The sequence below is a fragment of the Thermomicrobium sp. genome (assembly GCF_053493975.1).
This window is the reverse complement of the sequence record NZ_JBRBZA010000059.1, coordinates 1-16,484: the sequence shown is the minus strand read 5'-3', so window position 1 is coordinate 16,484 and position 16,484 is coordinate 1. Positions and strand designations below refer to the sequence as shown.

Sequence of the window (16,484 nt, the reverse complement as noted above, 5' to 3'; positions counted from 1 at the left end):
ATGCTGTGGTCAGCGGCCGGCGGTCCCAACCACGCTCAGCCAGCCAACCAGTCACGAACGCCGCGGCGATGAAGCCGATGAGATACCCACCGGTCGGACCCAGCAACACTGCCAACCCCGCCTTGCCACCGGCGAAGACCGGCAACCCGGCCAGCCCTTCCGCGACATAGAGGGCCATGCTCGCTGCTCCGCGCCGACTCCCCAAAGCCGCACCCACCAGCAGAACCGCGAAGGTCTGGCCAGTGATCGGCACCGGCGTAAAGGGCAGTGGGATGCTCACCTGTGCCGCCAGAGCCGTGAGCAGGCTCCCGACCACCACCAGTACGACAGTGGCCGCGAGCCGCACCCCCGCCTGCTCTCGCCAGCTCCGCGGCAACGCCAGATCCGCTAGTACGATCGAACTCGTCGGATCTCCCTCTCTTTCCCCAGACTAGCCGAGCACCGATTGCCGAAACTCAGGCAGTCGCCGTCATCCCCGCCCCCAACGGGCGAACGACCACGCCTGCTTCCTCCAAGCGCTGGCGCACCCGTTGGGCGATTTCAGGTGCATTCGGCGCATCACCATGAATGCAGATCGTTTCCACCTCGGCCTGGAGCGTTTCCCCCTCGATCGTCGGGATGCGACCGTGCAGGACCAGCTCCACAGCGCGCCGGGCGACCTCCTCCGGATCCCACGCCTGCTTGCGCCGCTCCAGGACCAACTGCCCCTGCCGGTTGTAGTTGAGGTCGATGTAACCTTCGCGCGCCATCGGGATACCGACCGCCGCCGCCACTCGCGGCGCGATGTCCCCCATCATCACCAGCGCGATACCATTTCCCAGCGCCTTGATCGCCCGGCAGAGCGCCTCGCACAGTTCCTCGTTCTGCGAGCACATCACGTAGAACGCTCCGTGCGGCTTCACATGCTGCAGTCGCGCGCCAGCGGCCTGAGCGAACGCCTGCAGCGCTCCCGCTTGGTACAGAGTATAGTCATAAACCTCTTGCGGAGTGACGTCCATGCGGCGGCGGCCGAAACCGAGGAGGTCGGGAAAGCCGACATGCGCGCCGATGCCGACCCCATGCGCCACCGCGAGTTCGACGGTCTGCCGCATGACGGCCGGATCGCCAGCATGCCAGCCGCACGCGATATTCGCCGACGTGATGAAGGGCATCAGGGCCGCATCGTTGCCGAGTGTCCAGCGCCCGAAGCTTTCGCCCATGTCGCAGTTGATATCGATGACGCGGGCCATAGCTCAGCTCCTTTCGAGGTTGCTCTCGTGGATCGTCTCGTCCTGCTTCTTGAGCAGCGCGATCGCCTCCTCGAGCGTGACCTCCTTGAACCGAATGTAACTCCAGCCCGGAACCATCTGCCCCAGCTTCCACATCGCAGCCTTGGCGACCACGGCGTTGCAGATGAAACCACCCAACGTCGGCCCATCGATGCAGAGGATGATCGGCTGGTCACCGCAGACATTCACGGCCCCGACCGGATAGCCGTTGTCCAGGATGTTCGAGGGATGCCCGCCGCCGGCACCACCGCTCGTGCGCGCCCACTGCCACTTGTGGATGTCCAGCCGGTAGCCAGTCCGGTTGGAGGCAGCGTCCAGCTTCCACTGGTGCGAGAAGAAGAAGGCCATATCGTCGGCCGTCATGTAGTCGGGGTCCGCCTGCGGTCCGCGCGTCGCCTCCACCTCCCACACCTCGTTGTAGCCTGGATAGTTCGGCACCAGCGCGCTCGGCACGCGTCGTCCAGCCGCCTGCGCCGGATCGACGACCGGCTCGCCCAGCGGTAGCGTGTCACCAGCCTGCAGCTTCCGCCCCTCCAGTCCGCCGATGGCACCAGGCAAGTAGGTGGCGCGGCTCCCCAGCACCGGTGGAACGTCGATCCCGCCACTCACTGCCAAGTACGTGCGAAAGCCGGCCCCCTGCAGATAGTCGAACTCCAGCACATCGCCTGCTCGCACCAGGTAACTGCGCCAAAGTTCCACCGGCTGGCCGTTCAGCCGCGCCCCCATGTCCGCACCGCAGATCGCGATCGCCCGCTCGTCCCGGAAGGCAACCACGAGCCCGCCGGCAGTGATTTCCAGTCCAGCCGCACCCGGGGGATTGCCGACGAGCACGTTGGCGAAACGGAATGCATAGTCGTCCATCGGCCCCGCCGGGGCGAAGCCGAGCGACAGCATCCCGATCCGCCCCGGATAGTCCTGGACGGTCGTTTCGAATCCGCCGTTCCGCACTTCGAGCATGGCTCCTCCACCCTTCCTGCCTTCTCGCGAGCATCACGGAACCGGCACGCGCGCAGCCGCCTCGGCCTGGCGTCGTCGGAACGCCTCGGCTTCCGGCTCCACCTCTTTGAGGAACGTGAGATACGCTCCGACGTCGAACGTCGCCGTCTCGTCGATCCGGTACTGATAGGTCCCGTCGTAGACAGCCTGGATCATCGCCTCCAGTTCCTCGTCCGTCACGCGCGGTCGGAAGCGGAGCCGGTCACCCGGCCGCAGGAGCACCGGGCTCTCGCGGAAAGCGGGGTTCCGCTGTTGCGGATCGTAGATCGGCACCGTATGCCCGAAGATCTGGTAGCCCCCAGCTGATTCCACTGGATAGATGGCCAAGCACGGTCCGGCGATACCGATCGTTCCCGCCGGGGTCCAGTGTCGCGTCGGGTTGTACTTGGGCAAGACGACCGCATACCGCGGATCCAACGGATAGGCGAACGGCAGACCGGGGAAGAAACCCAACGCCGCATTCCACCAGTCGGTCGCCATGATGTAGCTGAAGAACTCTTCCTCGTCGCGCAATCCGTTGTACATGGCCGCGTACTTGGAGTTCGTCCCGTCGATCACGTTCGGTGCGTCGGCTCGCTGGTACTGGACGTAGCGAGCGATCGCCTCGCGCGTCCACTTGTCGTCGAAGGCGATCGGCAGCTCGACGATTCGGCTCGGCACCACGAGATTCTCGAACGGGGGCAGATGCTCGTATCGGTCTTCGACGAAATCGATCAGATCGCGCACCCCGATCTGACGGCTGTCGTAGTTGATCAAGATGCTGCGGAGAGCCGGGATGGTCTCGATCAGTCCTGCTGGACGATGCCGCTTGATCGCATCGTCCAGCCCCAGCACGCGAAAGCTCATCGTCAAGTCGAAAACCATTTCGCCGAACTCGACCAAGAGGAAGCTGTCGCCGGCATTGCGGTACGTCACGCTCGGGCGCCCGTTGCGCTCCGGGAAGCTCGCCAGGATCACTCCTGAGGGGTGAGTACCAGTGCCCGTCATGACCGCTCGCTCCTTCCACTGCCTACTGGGGTCAGGCCTCGTCGCTCACCACCGCGATCGGTTGGCCAGGTCGGATCGCCTCTTCGTTCTCCACGAGGAATCGCACCAGTTTCCCGCCGACATCGGCCGTGATCTGGTGGAACGTCTTCATGACGCCCACTAAGCCGATGACCGTCCCCGGTTGGATCGTCTGTCCTTCCTCGACGAACGGCGCCGCATCCGGGCTCGGTCGCCGGTAGAAGATGCCCGGCAACGGTGACTTGATCGTGTGCTCCGCCATCGCGTTCCCCCTTCCCGTCCTACCGCTCACGATGCACCCAGTTGTCGATGATCACTGCCACGACCAGCAGCGCACCGGTGATGATCATCTGCGTATACGTGCTGATCCCCATGATGTCCATACCGTTGCGCAGCATGACCAGGAAAACAGCACCCAGCGCCGCACCGAAGATGTTCCCCTCGCCACCGCGGATCGAGACCCCACCGAGCACCGCCGCCGCGATCGACTCCAACGGGAAGCTCGCGCCCAAGGTCGGCTCACCCGACCCCACCCGCGCCGTCAACAAGAGACCAGTGACCCCGACCAGGACACCGGCGATCGCATAGGCGAGGAAAAGGTAGAAGCGGACCGCGATGCCGGAGAGTCGCGCTGCCTCCGCATTGCTGCCGATCGCATACCAGTACCGTCCGAAGCGCGTCCAGTGCAGCACGAGATACATGACCGCCAGGACCAGTACTGTCACCAGCCAGGGCACGGGGATCCCCAGCACCCTGCCGGTATAGAGCGTGCCGGAAAAATAACCGGGCAAGCCGAACACCGGTACCCCGCGCGAAACTTTCAGAGCCAGACCGGACACCGCCGTCATCATGGCCAGGGTCACGATGAAAGGCGGGACACGAAACAGCGAGACGAACAGTCCATTGAGCGCACCGATACCGGTCGCGACCGCGATCGCTGCCAGGGTCGCGATCACCAGACCAGTCAGTGGTGCATCCGGGTGATCCAACAGCTGCAGGCCGACCACGATACTGACCAGTGCGATCGAGGAACCCATCGAGAGATCGAAACCACCAGTCAGGAGAACCAACGTCTGGGCAACCGACACGATGATCAAGAAAAGCGCCTGCGTCAAGATGGTCGAGAGGTTCGTACGCGTAAAGAAGTTCGGCGACGCGATGGAAAAGAACAGCAAGAGACCGATCAGCAAAACCGGGAGCAGCCCCAGTTGATCGACGACCCCCCGCACCCAGCGGAGACGTCCGAGCGCGACATAGCGTCCGGTCGCGACTTCACGCGGCGTCGACACCGGTCCGTCCGACCTCCTCTCGTATGTGGCCGAAGTAGTACTGCAACAAACGTTCCTCGGAGACCTCCTCGTGGGGCATGACCGCCACGAGTTCCCCCTGGAACATCACCGCTACCCGGTGACAGACGTGCAGCAGCTCCAGCATATCCGAGGTGATGAACAGGACTGCCGCCCCCTGTCTCGCGAGTTCGTGCAAGAGCCCATAGACGGCGATCTTCGCACCGACGTCGATCCCTTGCGTCGGCTCGTCCAGCACGAAGACTCGGGTGGTCCGGGTCATACCGCGCGCCAGCGCCACCTTCTGCTGGTTCCCACCCGAGAGGTTGCGCACCCGCGCATCGGGATTCGGGGGCACGATAGCCAAGCGCCGGATGTACTCGATCACCATGCGCCGCTCACGCCGCTTGTCGAGGATGCCCCCCGCTCGCTGGAACTCCTCGAGCGCTGCGATGGTCATGTTTTCGAGCACTGAGCGATTGGTGAGGAGACCCTCGTGACGCCGGTCGGCCGGGAAATACATGAGCCCTCGCGCCAAGAGCGTGCGCGGGCTGATCCGGTCGAGCGGGATGCGTTCGCCGAAGAGTTCGATTTCCCCCGCCGTGATCGGTTCCAGACCCACCAGCGCTCGCCCGAGAAGCCCCTTTCCCGAACCGATCAATCCGCCCACGCCGAGAATCTCACCGGCGCGGAGCGTCAGGTGAACGTCCCGAAGGCCATGCGCAGTCGTCAACCCACGAACCGCCAGCACGACTGGAGCTGATTCGGGAACCGGCTGCAGCGCTGGATAGATTTGCTCGTATTCCCGGCCAGTCATCAGTGTGATCAGCCGGTCCGTCGTCGTCTCGTTGACCGACAAGGTCGCGACGTGCCGACCATCCCGCATCACCGTCACGCGGTCGGCGATCTCGTACAGTTCCTCCAAGCGGTGCGTGATCCAGATCACTCCCACCCCTTGCCCACGCAGTTCCCGGACGAGATCGTAGAGCACGCGCGTTTCACGGTCGGTCAGGGAAGCGGTCGGCTCGTCGAGGATCAGGACCTTCGGTCGTTCGAGCGTCGCCTTGGCGATCTCGACCAGATAGCGCTGCGGCACGGTCAAATCACGCACCTTGGTAGTGGGCGAGATACCGGCATCGAAGAGACCGAGTTGGGCCAAACTGCGCGCCTGCATCGCTGGCTTGCGCAAAAGGCCGGGAGTCGTCAACTCCCGCCCCAGGAAGATGTTTTCCGCGACGCTCAGCGCTGGTACCAAGCTCAGGTGCTGGAAAACAGCGCGGATCCCCAGCTCTTGCGCATGGTGGGGCGACCGGATCTGCACCGGTCGCCCCTCGAGTTCGATCGTGCCGCTGTCAGGCCGTAACGAGCCAGCGAAGATATTGACCAGTGTCGACTTCCCTGCCCCGTTCTCACCGACGAGTGCATGCACTTCCCCGGCACGCAACTCGAACGAGACCCGGTCGAGAGCGAGCACACCCGGGAACCGCTTGGAGACCTCGATGGCCCGCAGGAGCTCCGCCATGCCCGTGCCTCGTCACGCCTTCGGCTTCACCGAGAAGACCGGACGGAAATCACGCGGGCCGAACATGTCTTCGTACTTGAACTCCTTGTAGTTCTGAGGCGTGACCACTTTGATGATCGGTCCAGCCCGGAACGGGAAATCCACACCCGGCTTTTCCCCGTTCAGGATCCGCACCATCATGTCCACCGCCATGCGCCCTTGGAGAGCCGTGAAGTCCGTCGGAGCTGCCGCCACCTTTCCCTCGGCGATCTTGTCGTACAGCGGCGGGATGATGTAGGTCGAGACCACCTTCGGCTTCTTGGCTCGGTTCGCCAGGATATCCGGTGCCGCGTCGGCCGCGACCGCATTCCCGACAAGGTACGTGACATCCGGATAGGCGTTGAGCGCATCCTCGATCAGCGAGACCTGAACGTCCTTCCCGGTGTCGCCCCACTTGACGTCCAGAATCTTCACCTTGCCGGGAACCTTCTCTTCGACCGCTGCCTTGAAACCATCCACCGTATCCGGCGCCCAACCAGACCCAGCTGGACCAGGCAGGAAGACGACCGTCACCTCCTGACCGCCGGAGTCTTCCGCAACGAACTGACCCGCTGCATACCCCATGTCGTAGAAGGACACGAGCGCCTTGGCCATGATATCCGGCGCCTGGATGTCGTTGATCACCTCGATGACCGGCTTCTTCTTGTTCTTGACGATGTCGGTCACCAGTTGGTCCTGCGAGGCATAACTGATCGCCGCCAGGATGATCCCCTCGATGTCCGCGCGGTTGGCCAGGTTTTCCACCTGATTGATCTGCCCAGTCAGGTCGTTGTACCCCTGGGCCGCGACCAACTCGATCCCCACCCCCAGGATCTGTGCCTCGTCGACGATCCCATAATCGACCGCCAGCCAATAGGGGTCCTTGAGGTGCGGGAACGAGACCCCGATCATGTACGGCTTGTTCGCCTTCGGCCGCGTCCACTTCTCGTACTTCGGTCCCTGCAGGCTGCCCGCTGGCCGACCCGGCTGCTTGGTCGAGACATCGTACGTGCCGTAATAGGCAACCACATCCCAGAGCTCTTCCGTTGCGGCCGCCGCTGTCGGTGTCGCTCCGGCAGCGGGAGCCGCTGTCGGCGTGCCAGCCGGCGCGGTCGTCGGCTGGGCACCACCGCTCGCCGGTGTCGGAGTCGCCCCGCCTCCGCCGCAGGCAGCCAGGAGACCACCGGCCACTGCGACTGCGCTGGTCACTGCCAACGAGCGCAAGAGACCGCGTCGCGTCAGTCGTCCGAACTGATCCATCGTATCCCCTCCCCGCATCCTCTCGCTCCTTTGTGCAGCTACTCGTGTCATTCCCTGGCTCTCCGCCAGGGAATGACGACCATCCCATCCATCCTTTACCGATACCAGCGGGCGTGCTCGATCGCCACCTCCTCACACGTCGCCCTGCTTCTGCAGAGCACTCAAGACGCGCTCCGGCGTCAGCGGCAACTCCTCGATCGCTCGACCAGCCGGCCAAATGGCATCGAGCACCGCGCCGGCGACCGATGCCGGCGATGCCAAGAGTCCGCCTTCACCGATTCCCTTGATGCCACCGATGGTGACCGGCGAGGGAGTCTCGAGGTGATCGATCACCAACTCCGGCACTTCGGTCGCCGTCGGCAACGCGTACGTCACGAAGCTATCGGTGAGCAGCTGCCCGTTCTCGTCGTAGATCATCGCCTCGTAGAGCGCACCGCCGATCCCTTGGCCGATCGCACCCATCACTTGCCCTTCGACGATCATCGGGTTGAGCATCGTCCCACAGTCCTCGACCGCCACGATCTTGTCGAGCCGCACCAGACCCGTCTCGCCGTCCACTTCGCAGACGGTGACGATGCACCCGTTCGAATACGTGGCCCGCGGATCGTAGAACTTGGTCGCCGAAAGCAGCGGCTCCTCCCCCTCCGCCCGCACGCGTCCGTCCAAATAGGCCGCGAAGGCCACCTGGAACAGGCTCAACGAGCGGTCCGGCGCGCCGCGGACGAAAACATTGCCGTCTTGGATCTCCAGATCTTCCGGCGCCACCTCCAGGAGGCGACTGGCGACGCGCAGCACCTTCTCGCGCACTTCCTGCGCGGCCAGTGCTACCATGCCACCGCCGATGACGGCGCTCCGGCTGGCATAGGTGCCCATGCCCCAAGGCGCACGGTCAGTGTCGCCATGCTCGACGATCACGTCGTCGATCGAGACGCCCAGGATCTCGGCTGCGACCTGGGCCAGCGTCGTTTCGTGCCCCTGTCCGTGGCTGTGTACGCTCACCGCCACGCGGACCTTGCCCGTCGGGTCGATCGTCACCGTCGCGTTGTCGTGCGACGGGAACGGGAAGCCGGCTTGCAACGCGATCTCCGAGCCCCAAGCGGTCGGTTCGACGTAGAGGCTGATCCCGATGCCGAGGTACCGCCCCTGTTGCCGCAGCTCGGCTTGCCGGCGTCGCAGCTCGTCGTAACCGACGAGCTCAAGAGCCCGCTCCAGCGACTCGCGGTAACTCCCGCTGTCGTAGACCATCCCGGTAACGGTGGTGTGCGGGAACTCGCTGATCAGGTTGCGGCGCCGGAACTCCGCCGGATCGAGCCCGAGCTCGCGCGCGATCTCGTCGAAGAACAGCTCCCGCGCCGTCTGCGCGGCCGTCCAGCCGACGGCGCGGAAAGCCCCGACCGGCGACTTGTTCGTGCAGACCGCGATCACCTCGTGCTGGTAGGCCGGGATATCGTAGACCCCTGGCACGATGCCAGCCGCCGCCAAGGGTTCGATCAGCGCACTCGCCGTGTTGAACGAATAGGCGCCCCCGTCGCCGATCAGCCGCGCCTTCATCCCAAGCACCTTCCCGTCGGCGCGGACCGCTGCCTCCAGCTCGATGATCTGCTCCTTGGCGTGCGTTGCGGCGGCGAGGTTCTCCCGGCGATCCTCGACCCATTTCACCGGTCGACCCAGCACCTTACCCAGGTAGGCGATCACCACCTCTTCCGGATAGATCGTCATCTTCTGCCCGAAGCCACCGCCCACCTCTGGCGAGATGACCCGAACCTTGTGCTCCGGAATCCCCAGGAACAACGACAGGAAGAGTCGCAACATGTGCGGCATCTGCGTCGACGAATAGAACGTCAGTTGCCCGCTCGCCCGCTCGTAGACCGAGAGACAGCCCCGGGTCTCCATCGGTGAGGCCACGAACCGGTTGGTATGGAAGCGTCGCCGGAAAACCCGATCAGCCTGCGCGAACGCTGCCTCGACATCGCCGAGTGTCGTGACCTTCTGATAGACGACGTTCGTCCCCAGATCCTCGTGCAGGATGGGAGCATCGGCGGCCATCGCGCGCTCGGCGTGCGTCACCGCTGGCAGCGGCTCGTACTCCACCTCCACGAGTTCCGCCGCGTCTTCGGCGATGTAGCGATTTTCGGCTACCACGACTGCGACCGCTTCACCGACGAAGCGCACCTTGTCCTTGGCCAACACCGACTGCGGTGTCGGCTTGAGCCCCTCGATCGGGAGCCCGCTCGCCAGCGGCGGGAGCACCGCCACATCCTCGGCCGTATACACGGCGAGCACCCCAGACAGTGCCCGCGCGGCACTCGTCTCGATGCGCCGAATTCGTGCATGCCCGTACGGCGAGCGCACGAATGCCGCATGCACTGTTCCAGGGATCTGGATATCGGCCAGATAGCGTGCTTCCCCAGTCAGAAAGCGGGGATCCTCCACCCGCTTGACGCGAGCTCCGACCCACTTTCCCCTCGGCAACATCTGAAGCGTCATCGCTGCGCTCCTCTCACGATCCCCGGCCCGCCTGCATCTGTGCCGCTGCTCGGACAGCCCGGACGATGTTCTGGTATCCCGTGCACCGACAGAGATTGCCGCTCAACGCCTCACGGATCTCCTCCTCGCTCGGCGTCGGATTTTCCTCGAGCAATGCGACAGCCGTCAGCACCATACCAGGCGTGCAGAATCCGCATTGCAACCCATGATGCTCCCAGAACGCTTGCTGCACGGGGTGCATCGCTCCTCCGGTCGCCAGCCCCTCGATCGTCGTCAGATTCGCCCCATCAGCTTGGGCAGCCAACACCAGGCAGGAGCGCACCGCTGCTCCGTCCCAGAGCACCGTGCAGCTCCCACAGACCCCGTGCTCGCATCCCAATTTGGTCCCAGTGAGACCCAGCTGCTCGCGCAGGAAATCGGCCAGCGTCATGCGCGCTTCGACCTCGGCCGAAATCGTCTGCCCATTCACGGTCAGCGTGATCGGAACTCGTTCCATCGTGTCCCGCCTTCCCCCGTTCAGAACCCGGCCCGCGCGGCGGCAGCTTCGAGCGCTCGCCGCACCACCACTGGCGTGACCTGCCGCCGGTACGTCGCTGACCCATGCACATCGGAGAGCGGCTCGTCGATCGCATCCGCCGCAAGAGCTGCTGCTTCGCGCAGCACCGCGCTGTCCAAGGCTCGCCCGATGAGCGCCTGCTCGACCGCAGTCGCCCGCAACGGCCGCGTCGCCACACCGAAGAGTGCCACGCTCGCCCGACTGCACGTACCGTCCGGCCCACGCTCCAGCACCGCGACCGCCCCAGCGAGCGCGAAGTCGCCGTGCCGCCGCGCGATCTCCTCGACACCCCAACCCGCCCCAGCCGGCAGTGTGGGAAAACGGATCGCGACGAGTAGTTCGCCCTCAGCGAGCGCGGTCGTGAAGGGTCCCAAGAAAAAGTCCCGTGCCGGAATCGTCCGCTCGCCTCGTGCACTGCGGGCGACTATCTCGGCATCGAGTGCGAGCGCCACTGCCGGATATTCGGCCGACGGATCGGCATGAGCCAGGCTCCCGCCGACTGTACCCCGATTCCGGATCGCGGGATGCCCCACGTACCGTGTCGCAGCAGCGAGCACCGGCACGTGCTGGGCGACCAGCGGATCGCGCTCCAACCGCCGTTGCCGCACCATCGCGCCGATCTCGACCGCACCGTCCCGCACGACCAGATCGTCGAGCCCGGTGACACGACCGAGGTCGACCAGAAGCGCTGGACGCGCCAGCCGCAAGCTCAGCATCGGCACCAGGCTCTGCCCACCAGCGAGTGGCCGGGCATCCGAACCATGCCGCGCCAGCATCTCGAGCGCCTCACCGAGGGTCCCCGGCCGCTCGTACGCAAAGGCTGCCGGTTTCATCGCCACCCTCCCCGCTCATCCACCGAAAACCGCAACACCCGACCCGCTCTTTGACCCGACGAGCCCGAGATAGTGCGCTTCTTTCCGGATCCGCGACGATGACAGCAAGCACCACTGCCGGTATGCTAGAGCCCAGAAGGTTCGCCTGTCAAGAGGCGAACCTTTGTAATCTGATACAAAATTGCTTGTCGTACGATACAAAAAGGAGGATAACGCGCGATGTTCCGGAAGATCCTGGTCGCTAACCGCGGGGAGATCGCCCTCCGCGTCATGCGGGCTTGTCGCGAATTGGGCATCCGCACGGTCGCCGTCTATTCCGAGGCCGACGCCCGAGCGCGCCACGTCCGGTATGCCGACGAGGCACGCTGTATCGGCCCCGCAGCAGCGACCCGCAGTTACCTGAACAGCGACGCCATCATCGCTGCTGCGCGCGAGACCGGCGCCGAGGCCATCCACCCCGGCTACGGTTTCCTAGCCGAGAATGCCGAGTTCGCTCGTGCTTGCCGGGATGCTGGTCTCGTTTTCATCGGTCCCTCCCCCGAGGCGATCGCCCTCATGGGTGACAAGGCCGCTGCCCGCAAGCTCGCTGACTCAGCCGGCGTCCCGATCGTCCCGGGTACCCCCGAGACGGTCGGACCGGAAGAGGCGCTCGCGTTCGCCGATCGGATCGGTTTCCCCTTGATGGTCAAGGCAGCGGCAGGCGGCGGCGGGCGCGGTATCCGCGTCGTGCGCGATCGGGCCGAACTCGAGCAGGCCCTCGTCATCGCCGCGCAAGAGGCGCATGCGGCTTTCGGCGACGGCTCTCTCTACCTCGAAAAGTTCCTCGAGCGCCCGCGCCACATCGAGGTCCAGGTGCTCGCCGATCACCACGGTACGGTGCTGCACCTCTTCGAGCGCGAGTGCTCGATCCAGCGGCGACGCCAGAAGCTCTGGGAGGAAGCACCATCCCCAGCCCTCACGCCCGGTCTGCGGGCCCAAATCTGCGACGCGGCTGTCCGCCTCGCCCGCGCCGCTGGCTACACCAATGCCGGAACGATCGAGTTCCTCCTGGATGCCGGCGGGTCGTTCTACTTCCTGGAGATGAACACCCGCATCCAGGTCGAGCACCCCGTCACCGAACTCGTGACCGGTATCGACATCGTCAAGGAACAGATCCGCATCGCTGCCGGCGAACGACTCGACGTGAGCCAAGACGAGATCAGGCTCCACGGCCACGCCATCGAGTTCCGGATCAACGCCGAGGACCCCTCGCTCGGCTTCTTCCCTTCGCCCGGCATCATCGAGCGGATGGAACTCCCGAGCGGCCCTGGTGTCCGCTGCGACTTCGGTTTCGGCACGGGTGACGAGGTCTCACCCTTCTACGACTCGCTCATCGGCAAGCTGATCGTCTGGGGTCGCGACCGCAGCGAGGCCCTGGCTCGCGGTCGGCGCGCCCTCGACGAACTGGTGATCGAGGGGATCGCGACCACCGCATCCTTCCATCGCCAGCTCGCCGATGACCCTGCTGTGATCGCGGCCGCCTATCACGTCCAGTTCCTGGACGAGCGCCTCGCCGACCTGCAGTGAGCGTCGCCCACTTGCCGATGCGATCGACACCATGGATCGAGACCGGGGGTGCTACGCAGCACCCCCGGCTTTCTGACGATCCGCTCGATCCCATCGAACGACGGGCCTGCCTTCCTTACGGCCTACTGCGCACCCCAACCAGTCCCCGCTCGGTCTGCCAGGTTCACCACCGAGCTGCGAGAACCCACCCGATACCTGATCGTCATGAACGAGCCCTCATCCGTCCCCCGGGCGGCTCGGCGAGCGAACCAGCGTCTGCGCGATGGCCGCGATCGGGTCGCTCGCTGCCAGGGTCGCGAGCGGTCGCTCCTTGGTAGTCCACACCGTCTCCGGCCGACATTGCAGGAAGAAGACTGTCCCGCGTTCCGGCTGATCGCACATCGCCCACTCCACATCGAGGGGATAGCCCAGTCGCTTCTCGAGTTCGCGAGCGCGCCGGGCAAGCTCGATCACCTCGGACTCCGCAAGACAGGGTGCACTGGCGAGATCGGGCGGAAGTTCTTCACGGACCAGCGAGCCATCCGATCCCCCACGCCGATACCGGAACGGCTTCGCATTGACCTGTTTGCGCACCAGTTCGAGCGTCACCTTGCTGACCACGTACTCATCGGGCGTGACCTCGCCAGCGACGACCGCTTGACCGAGCCCCCAACTGCCTTCGATCACGATGAGCGAGCGATCGCCAGTGCGCGGACTGAGTGTGAAGAGCACTCCAGCCGCGCGCGGCTCGACCAACAACTGCACGACGACGCCGACCGCAGCGTCCTTCAAGGAGAGACCACGGTGGACGCGATAGGCGATCGCCCGCGGCGTGTAGGCGCTCGCCCAGCAACGCCGGACTGCTCGGAACAGCGAGCCGATCCCCTGTATGCCGAGATAGGTCTCGTGTTGCCCTGCAAAGCTCGCCGTACGGCTGTCCTCATCTGCCGCACTCGAGCGAACCGCGACCACCGGTTCCGGCTGGCCGATCGCTTTCCCGAGCCCGAGATACGACTCGGCGAGCTCATCCGCCAAATCCTCCGGCAACGCCGCTGCGAGGAACGCCTCCTCCACGCGGCGCGAGAGCTGCGCCGCCGTATCGTCCAATCGCATCCCCTCATCCTGCACGAACTCGAAGAGACCGGTCAGACCGTTCCGCTCCAGAAAGTACCGGTAGGCCTCGGTCGTCAGAGCGAAGCCAGGTGGAACCGGACAGCCAGCCGCCAGGAGCATCCCCAGACTCGCTGCCTTACCCCCCACGAGGGGTCGATCGGCATGGCCGAGGGTAGTGAGTTCGCGGATGAATGGTGATCGGCGCATCGGAAACCGCCCCCTCCCCGACCTCGCCACTGGTCAGTCCAGAATGGTGACGACTCCGTTCTCGCCATCGACTCGCAGGTACTGCCCCGTCCGGATCCTTTTGGTCGCCACGCCGGTGCCGAGCACCGCCGGGATCCGGTACTCGCGCGCGACGATCGCCGCATGCGACATCACGCCCCCGATATCGGAGACCATCCCGCGAACCCGGGCCAGTACGGGAGCCCAGCTGGGTTCGGTCACCGAGCAAACGAGGATCTCACCGTCCCGTACCTCTTGAAGTTCCTCGATGCTCAGCACGACTCGTGCCGGCCCTTCGGCCACGCCGGGTGCGGCAGCGAACCCACGGAGGACGCTCCCTTCCTCCGGACTCAGCCAGGCACGCAGGCGCTCCGGCGTAATTCCCCACAGCATGATGATCGCTGGATCCCCGATGACGTCCGGAACCACGCCGAGCGCTGGGGGCGGAGACCAGGCTCGCAGACGGTCCATGATGCGCTGACGCCGGGCGATCTCCTCCGGCCAGTAGGCTGGGCCGCGCGGCGTCGTGCCGATGCTCCAGCTGAGCAAGAGATCCATCAACGCTCGCTCGACCTCGGTATAGTGCAACGAGAAGATATCTTCCACATCGCGGAAAAAGCCACCGGCCACGAACAACCGGCTGAGTTCGCGGACCTTGTTCCAGAACCGACTCTGATACCAGTGCTCCACATAGAACTTGTGGTCCTCGATCGAGTAGTAGACATCGCGGGTCAGTGCCAGGATCTGGTCGAAGGCTTGTCGTTCCTCGTCCGTTGCCAAGAGTTCGCGGTAGCCCTGGGTGATCCGATCACGTTCCTCGCGGAGCGCGGCGGTATCTCGCTCCAGATTCTCCCCACGTTGCAGCCGCTGGATGTAGTCGGCCAGTACGCTCACCACCGGCGTCGGATCATCGATCCACGCCCGGTGATGGTGTTGGAAACCATCGCCCGTATTCATGTAGAACCAGGGATCGGCACTCGCCTCCCATTCTTTGAGCCAAGCCCGTCCGGCCTCGTTCTCGCGCAGCTGCGCGAAGACTGCTGCACCCGAACCGTTCGCGAGGAAAAGATCCGCGATACCGAGTTCCAGCGCCCGACGGGCCAACCGCTTCAGCTCGTCGTTCGGCCGGAACATGCTGACGTCGATCGCCCCGACCATCCGAGTCACCTGCTGGTCGGAGATCTCTGGAAACGCTCTCTTGCAGAAATCGTAAAACGTGAAGTAGGCGGCAAAGCCGATCATCACGATTTCCATGTGGATCTGCCACACGCGGAAGATACTATCGATCAGGTCATGATAAGCCGCGAGATTATCCATCGACGCACCGTAACCGCGACGCTGGAAGACGTAGTCGGCGGGTTCGACTGTAGGGAGTTCCGGGAAGCGGATCGCGACGAGTCGCTCGACCTCCGCACTCAGTCGCTGCTTCCACTCCTCGTAAAACGCTCGCCAATTCGCGTAGTAGTAGCCAGCTCGCTCTTGGAACCAGGCTGCCCGCTGTTCGATCTCTACAGGGTCAGTCACCGGCGTCGGGCTGATGTAGACGTAGCCGTTCAGTACGCGGAAATCGATCCCCATCGCTGGCGGGATGCAGAACATCCGGCTACTCATTTCGCCGATCGCGAGATACCCCGCCTCGGCGGTGATGATGTCGAAGGGCGTCATCGCCTCCGGGAAATGCATCCCGTTGAAGAACCAGAGACGACGCTCCTCCTCTTGTCGGCGATCATCACTGAAAAGCAGATAGTAGGGATAGAGCTGCTCCCACCCCTCAGCTCCCGGCGGTGTGCCGACCTCGAACGGGCTCGGAAACCGCAACGTGCTCTCCATCTGCCCCCCGATCGTATTGTGGCGACACAGCGTGACTTCATTTCTAATGATGAAAATCCTGTTGCAGAACGCAAGACAGCTGTTCCACAATGCCGAACGAGACAGCCACGCGTCCGCCCGCGAGCGAGGTCGGCTTGCCGGCATCGGCGACCGAACGCCAACGATGGCTCCGTTATCCGCGTCTACCCCACCACCACATGCGTACTCGTCGCCGTCACCCCGGGCGTGCCGTGAATCTTCTCCAGAACGAGCCGCCCCAGCTCCTCCACCGTCGGTTGCTCGACCACCACGATGAGGTCGTAATCACCCGTCACGATGTCGGCATGTTGGATGCCGGGGACGCTCGCCAGCGCTTCTTTGACGGAACGAGCCTTCCCGACATCGCAATGAACCAGAACATACGCACGCGCGGCCATGAGGCTCCCTCCTTCCTTCTTCGACGGAACTCACGATGAGTGTGCCCCATCGGCTAGTCAGCAACAAGACGATGCCTCGCGCGTCGTCTCCCACTGCCCTGGCCCGCACGCGATCACCTGGTCG

At 64.6% G+C, this 16,484-nt stretch carries 15 protein-coding genes; 1 reads left to right on the top strand and 14 read right to left on the bottom strand.

Annotation, left to right across the window (positions count from 1 at the left end):
- The 11 genes from ACWIVK_RS10040 to ACWIVK_RS09990 form a co-directional block, all read right to left on the bottom strand.
- Window positions 1-376 (bottom strand): biotin transporter BioY (locus ACWIVK_RS10040; RefSeq protein ID WP_448576536.1); only part of this gene is annotated, 376 nt, incomplete at its 3' end.
- Between the two features lie 79 nt (window positions 377-455).
- A complete protein-coding gene (locus ACWIVK_RS10035; protein ID WP_448576535.1) occupies window positions 456-1,229 on the bottom strand; it encodes a LamB/YcsF family protein in 774 nt (257 codons plus the stop codon).
- A gap of 3 nt (window positions 1,230-1,232) precedes the next feature.
- Entirely contained in the window at window positions 1,233-2,225 is a 993-nt protein-coding gene (locus tag ACWIVK_RS10030; protein ID WP_448576534.1) for a 5-oxoprolinase subunit C family protein, read from the bottom strand.
- Between the two features lie 33 nt (window positions 2,226-2,258).
- Window positions 2,259-3,251, bottom strand: coding sequence for a 5-oxoprolinase subunit B family protein (locus tag ACWIVK_RS10025; RefSeq protein WP_448576533.1), 993 nt, complete (start codon window positions 3,249-3,251; stop codon window positions 2,259-2,261).
- 31 nt (window positions 3,252-3,282) lie between these two features.
- Window positions 3,283-3,531, bottom strand: coding sequence for an acetyl-CoA carboxylase (locus tag ACWIVK_RS10020; RefSeq protein ID WP_012642653.1), 249 nt, complete (start codon window positions 3,529-3,531; stop codon window positions 3,283-3,285).
- A 19-nt stretch (window positions 3,532-3,550) separates the two neighbouring features.
- Entirely contained in the window at window positions 3,551-4,558 is a 1,008-nt protein-coding gene (locus ACWIVK_RS10015; RefSeq protein ID WP_448576532.1) for an ABC transporter permease, read from the bottom strand.
- Window positions 4,542-6,077 carry a sugar ABC transporter ATP-binding protein gene (locus ACWIVK_RS10010; protein WP_448576531.1) on the bottom strand — a complete coding sequence of 512 codons (1,536 nt, stop codon included), beginning with the start codon at window positions 6,075-6,077 and terminating at the stop codon, window positions 4,542-4,544. Before ACWIVK_RS10010 ends, ACWIVK_RS10015 begins: the two co-directional genes overlap by 17 nt.
- A 12-nt stretch (window positions 6,078-6,089) precedes the next feature.
- Entirely contained in the window at window positions 6,090-7,373 is a 1,284-nt protein-coding gene (gene torT / locus ACWIVK_RS10005; protein ID WP_448576530.1) for a TMAO reductase system periplasmic protein TorT, read from the bottom strand.
- A 114-nt stretch (window positions 7,374-7,487) separates the two neighbouring features.
- Window positions 7,488-9,842: a xanthine dehydrogenase family protein molybdopterin-binding subunit gene (locus tag ACWIVK_RS10000; RefSeq protein WP_448576529.1), complete on the bottom strand. Its 2,355-nt coding sequence runs from the start codon at window positions 9,840-9,842 to the stop codon at window positions 7,488-7,490.
- 13 nt (window positions 9,843-9,855) lie between these two features.
- A complete protein-coding gene (locus ACWIVK_RS09995; RefSeq protein ID WP_448576528.1) occupies window positions 9,856-10,338 on the bottom strand; it encodes a (2Fe-2S)-binding protein in 483 nt (160 codons plus the stop codon).
- A 20-nt stretch (window positions 10,339-10,358) separates the two neighbouring features.
- Window positions 10,359-11,231 carry an FAD binding domain-containing protein gene (locus ACWIVK_RS09990; RefSeq protein WP_448576527.1) on the bottom strand — a complete coding sequence of 291 codons (873 nt, stop codon included), beginning with the start codon at window positions 11,229-11,231 and terminating at the stop codon, window positions 10,359-10,361.
- A gap of 219 nt (window positions 11,232-11,450) precedes the next feature.
- Between ACWIVK_RS09990 and accC the strand changes: the two genes are divergently transcribed.
- Window positions 11,451-12,797: an acetyl-CoA carboxylase biotin carboxylase subunit gene (gene accC, locus ACWIVK_RS09985; RefSeq protein ID WP_448576526.1), complete on the top strand. Its 1,347-nt coding sequence runs from the start codon at window positions 11,451-11,453 to the stop codon at window positions 12,795-12,797.
- A gap of 216 nt (window positions 12,798-13,013) precedes the next feature.
- Here accC and ACWIVK_RS09980 read toward each other — a convergent pair whose 3' ends face one another.
- From ACWIVK_RS09980 to ACWIVK_RS09970, 3 genes are all read right to left on the bottom strand, one after another.
- Complete coding sequence (locus tag ACWIVK_RS09980; protein ID WP_448576525.1) at window positions 13,014-14,096, bottom strand: PEP/pyruvate-binding domain-containing protein; 1,083 nt, start codon at window positions 14,094-14,096, stop codon at window positions 13,014-13,016.
- A 33-nt stretch (window positions 14,097-14,129) separates the two neighbouring features.
- The gene (locus tag ACWIVK_RS09975) at window positions 14,130-15,932 is read right to left on the bottom strand and encodes a PEP-utilizing enzyme (RefSeq protein WP_448576524.1); all 1,803 of its coding nucleotides are present in this window, start codon (window positions 15,930-15,932) and stop codon (window positions 14,130-14,132) included.
- Window positions 15,933-16,126: 194 nt separating this feature from the next.
- On the bottom strand, window positions 16,127-16,360 hold the full coding sequence (locus ACWIVK_RS09970) for an Lrp/AsnC family transcriptional regulator (RefSeq protein WP_448576523.1): 234 nt from the start codon (window positions 16,358-16,360) through the stop codon (window positions 16,127-16,129).
- Window positions 16,361-16,484: the final 124 nt, after the last annotated feature.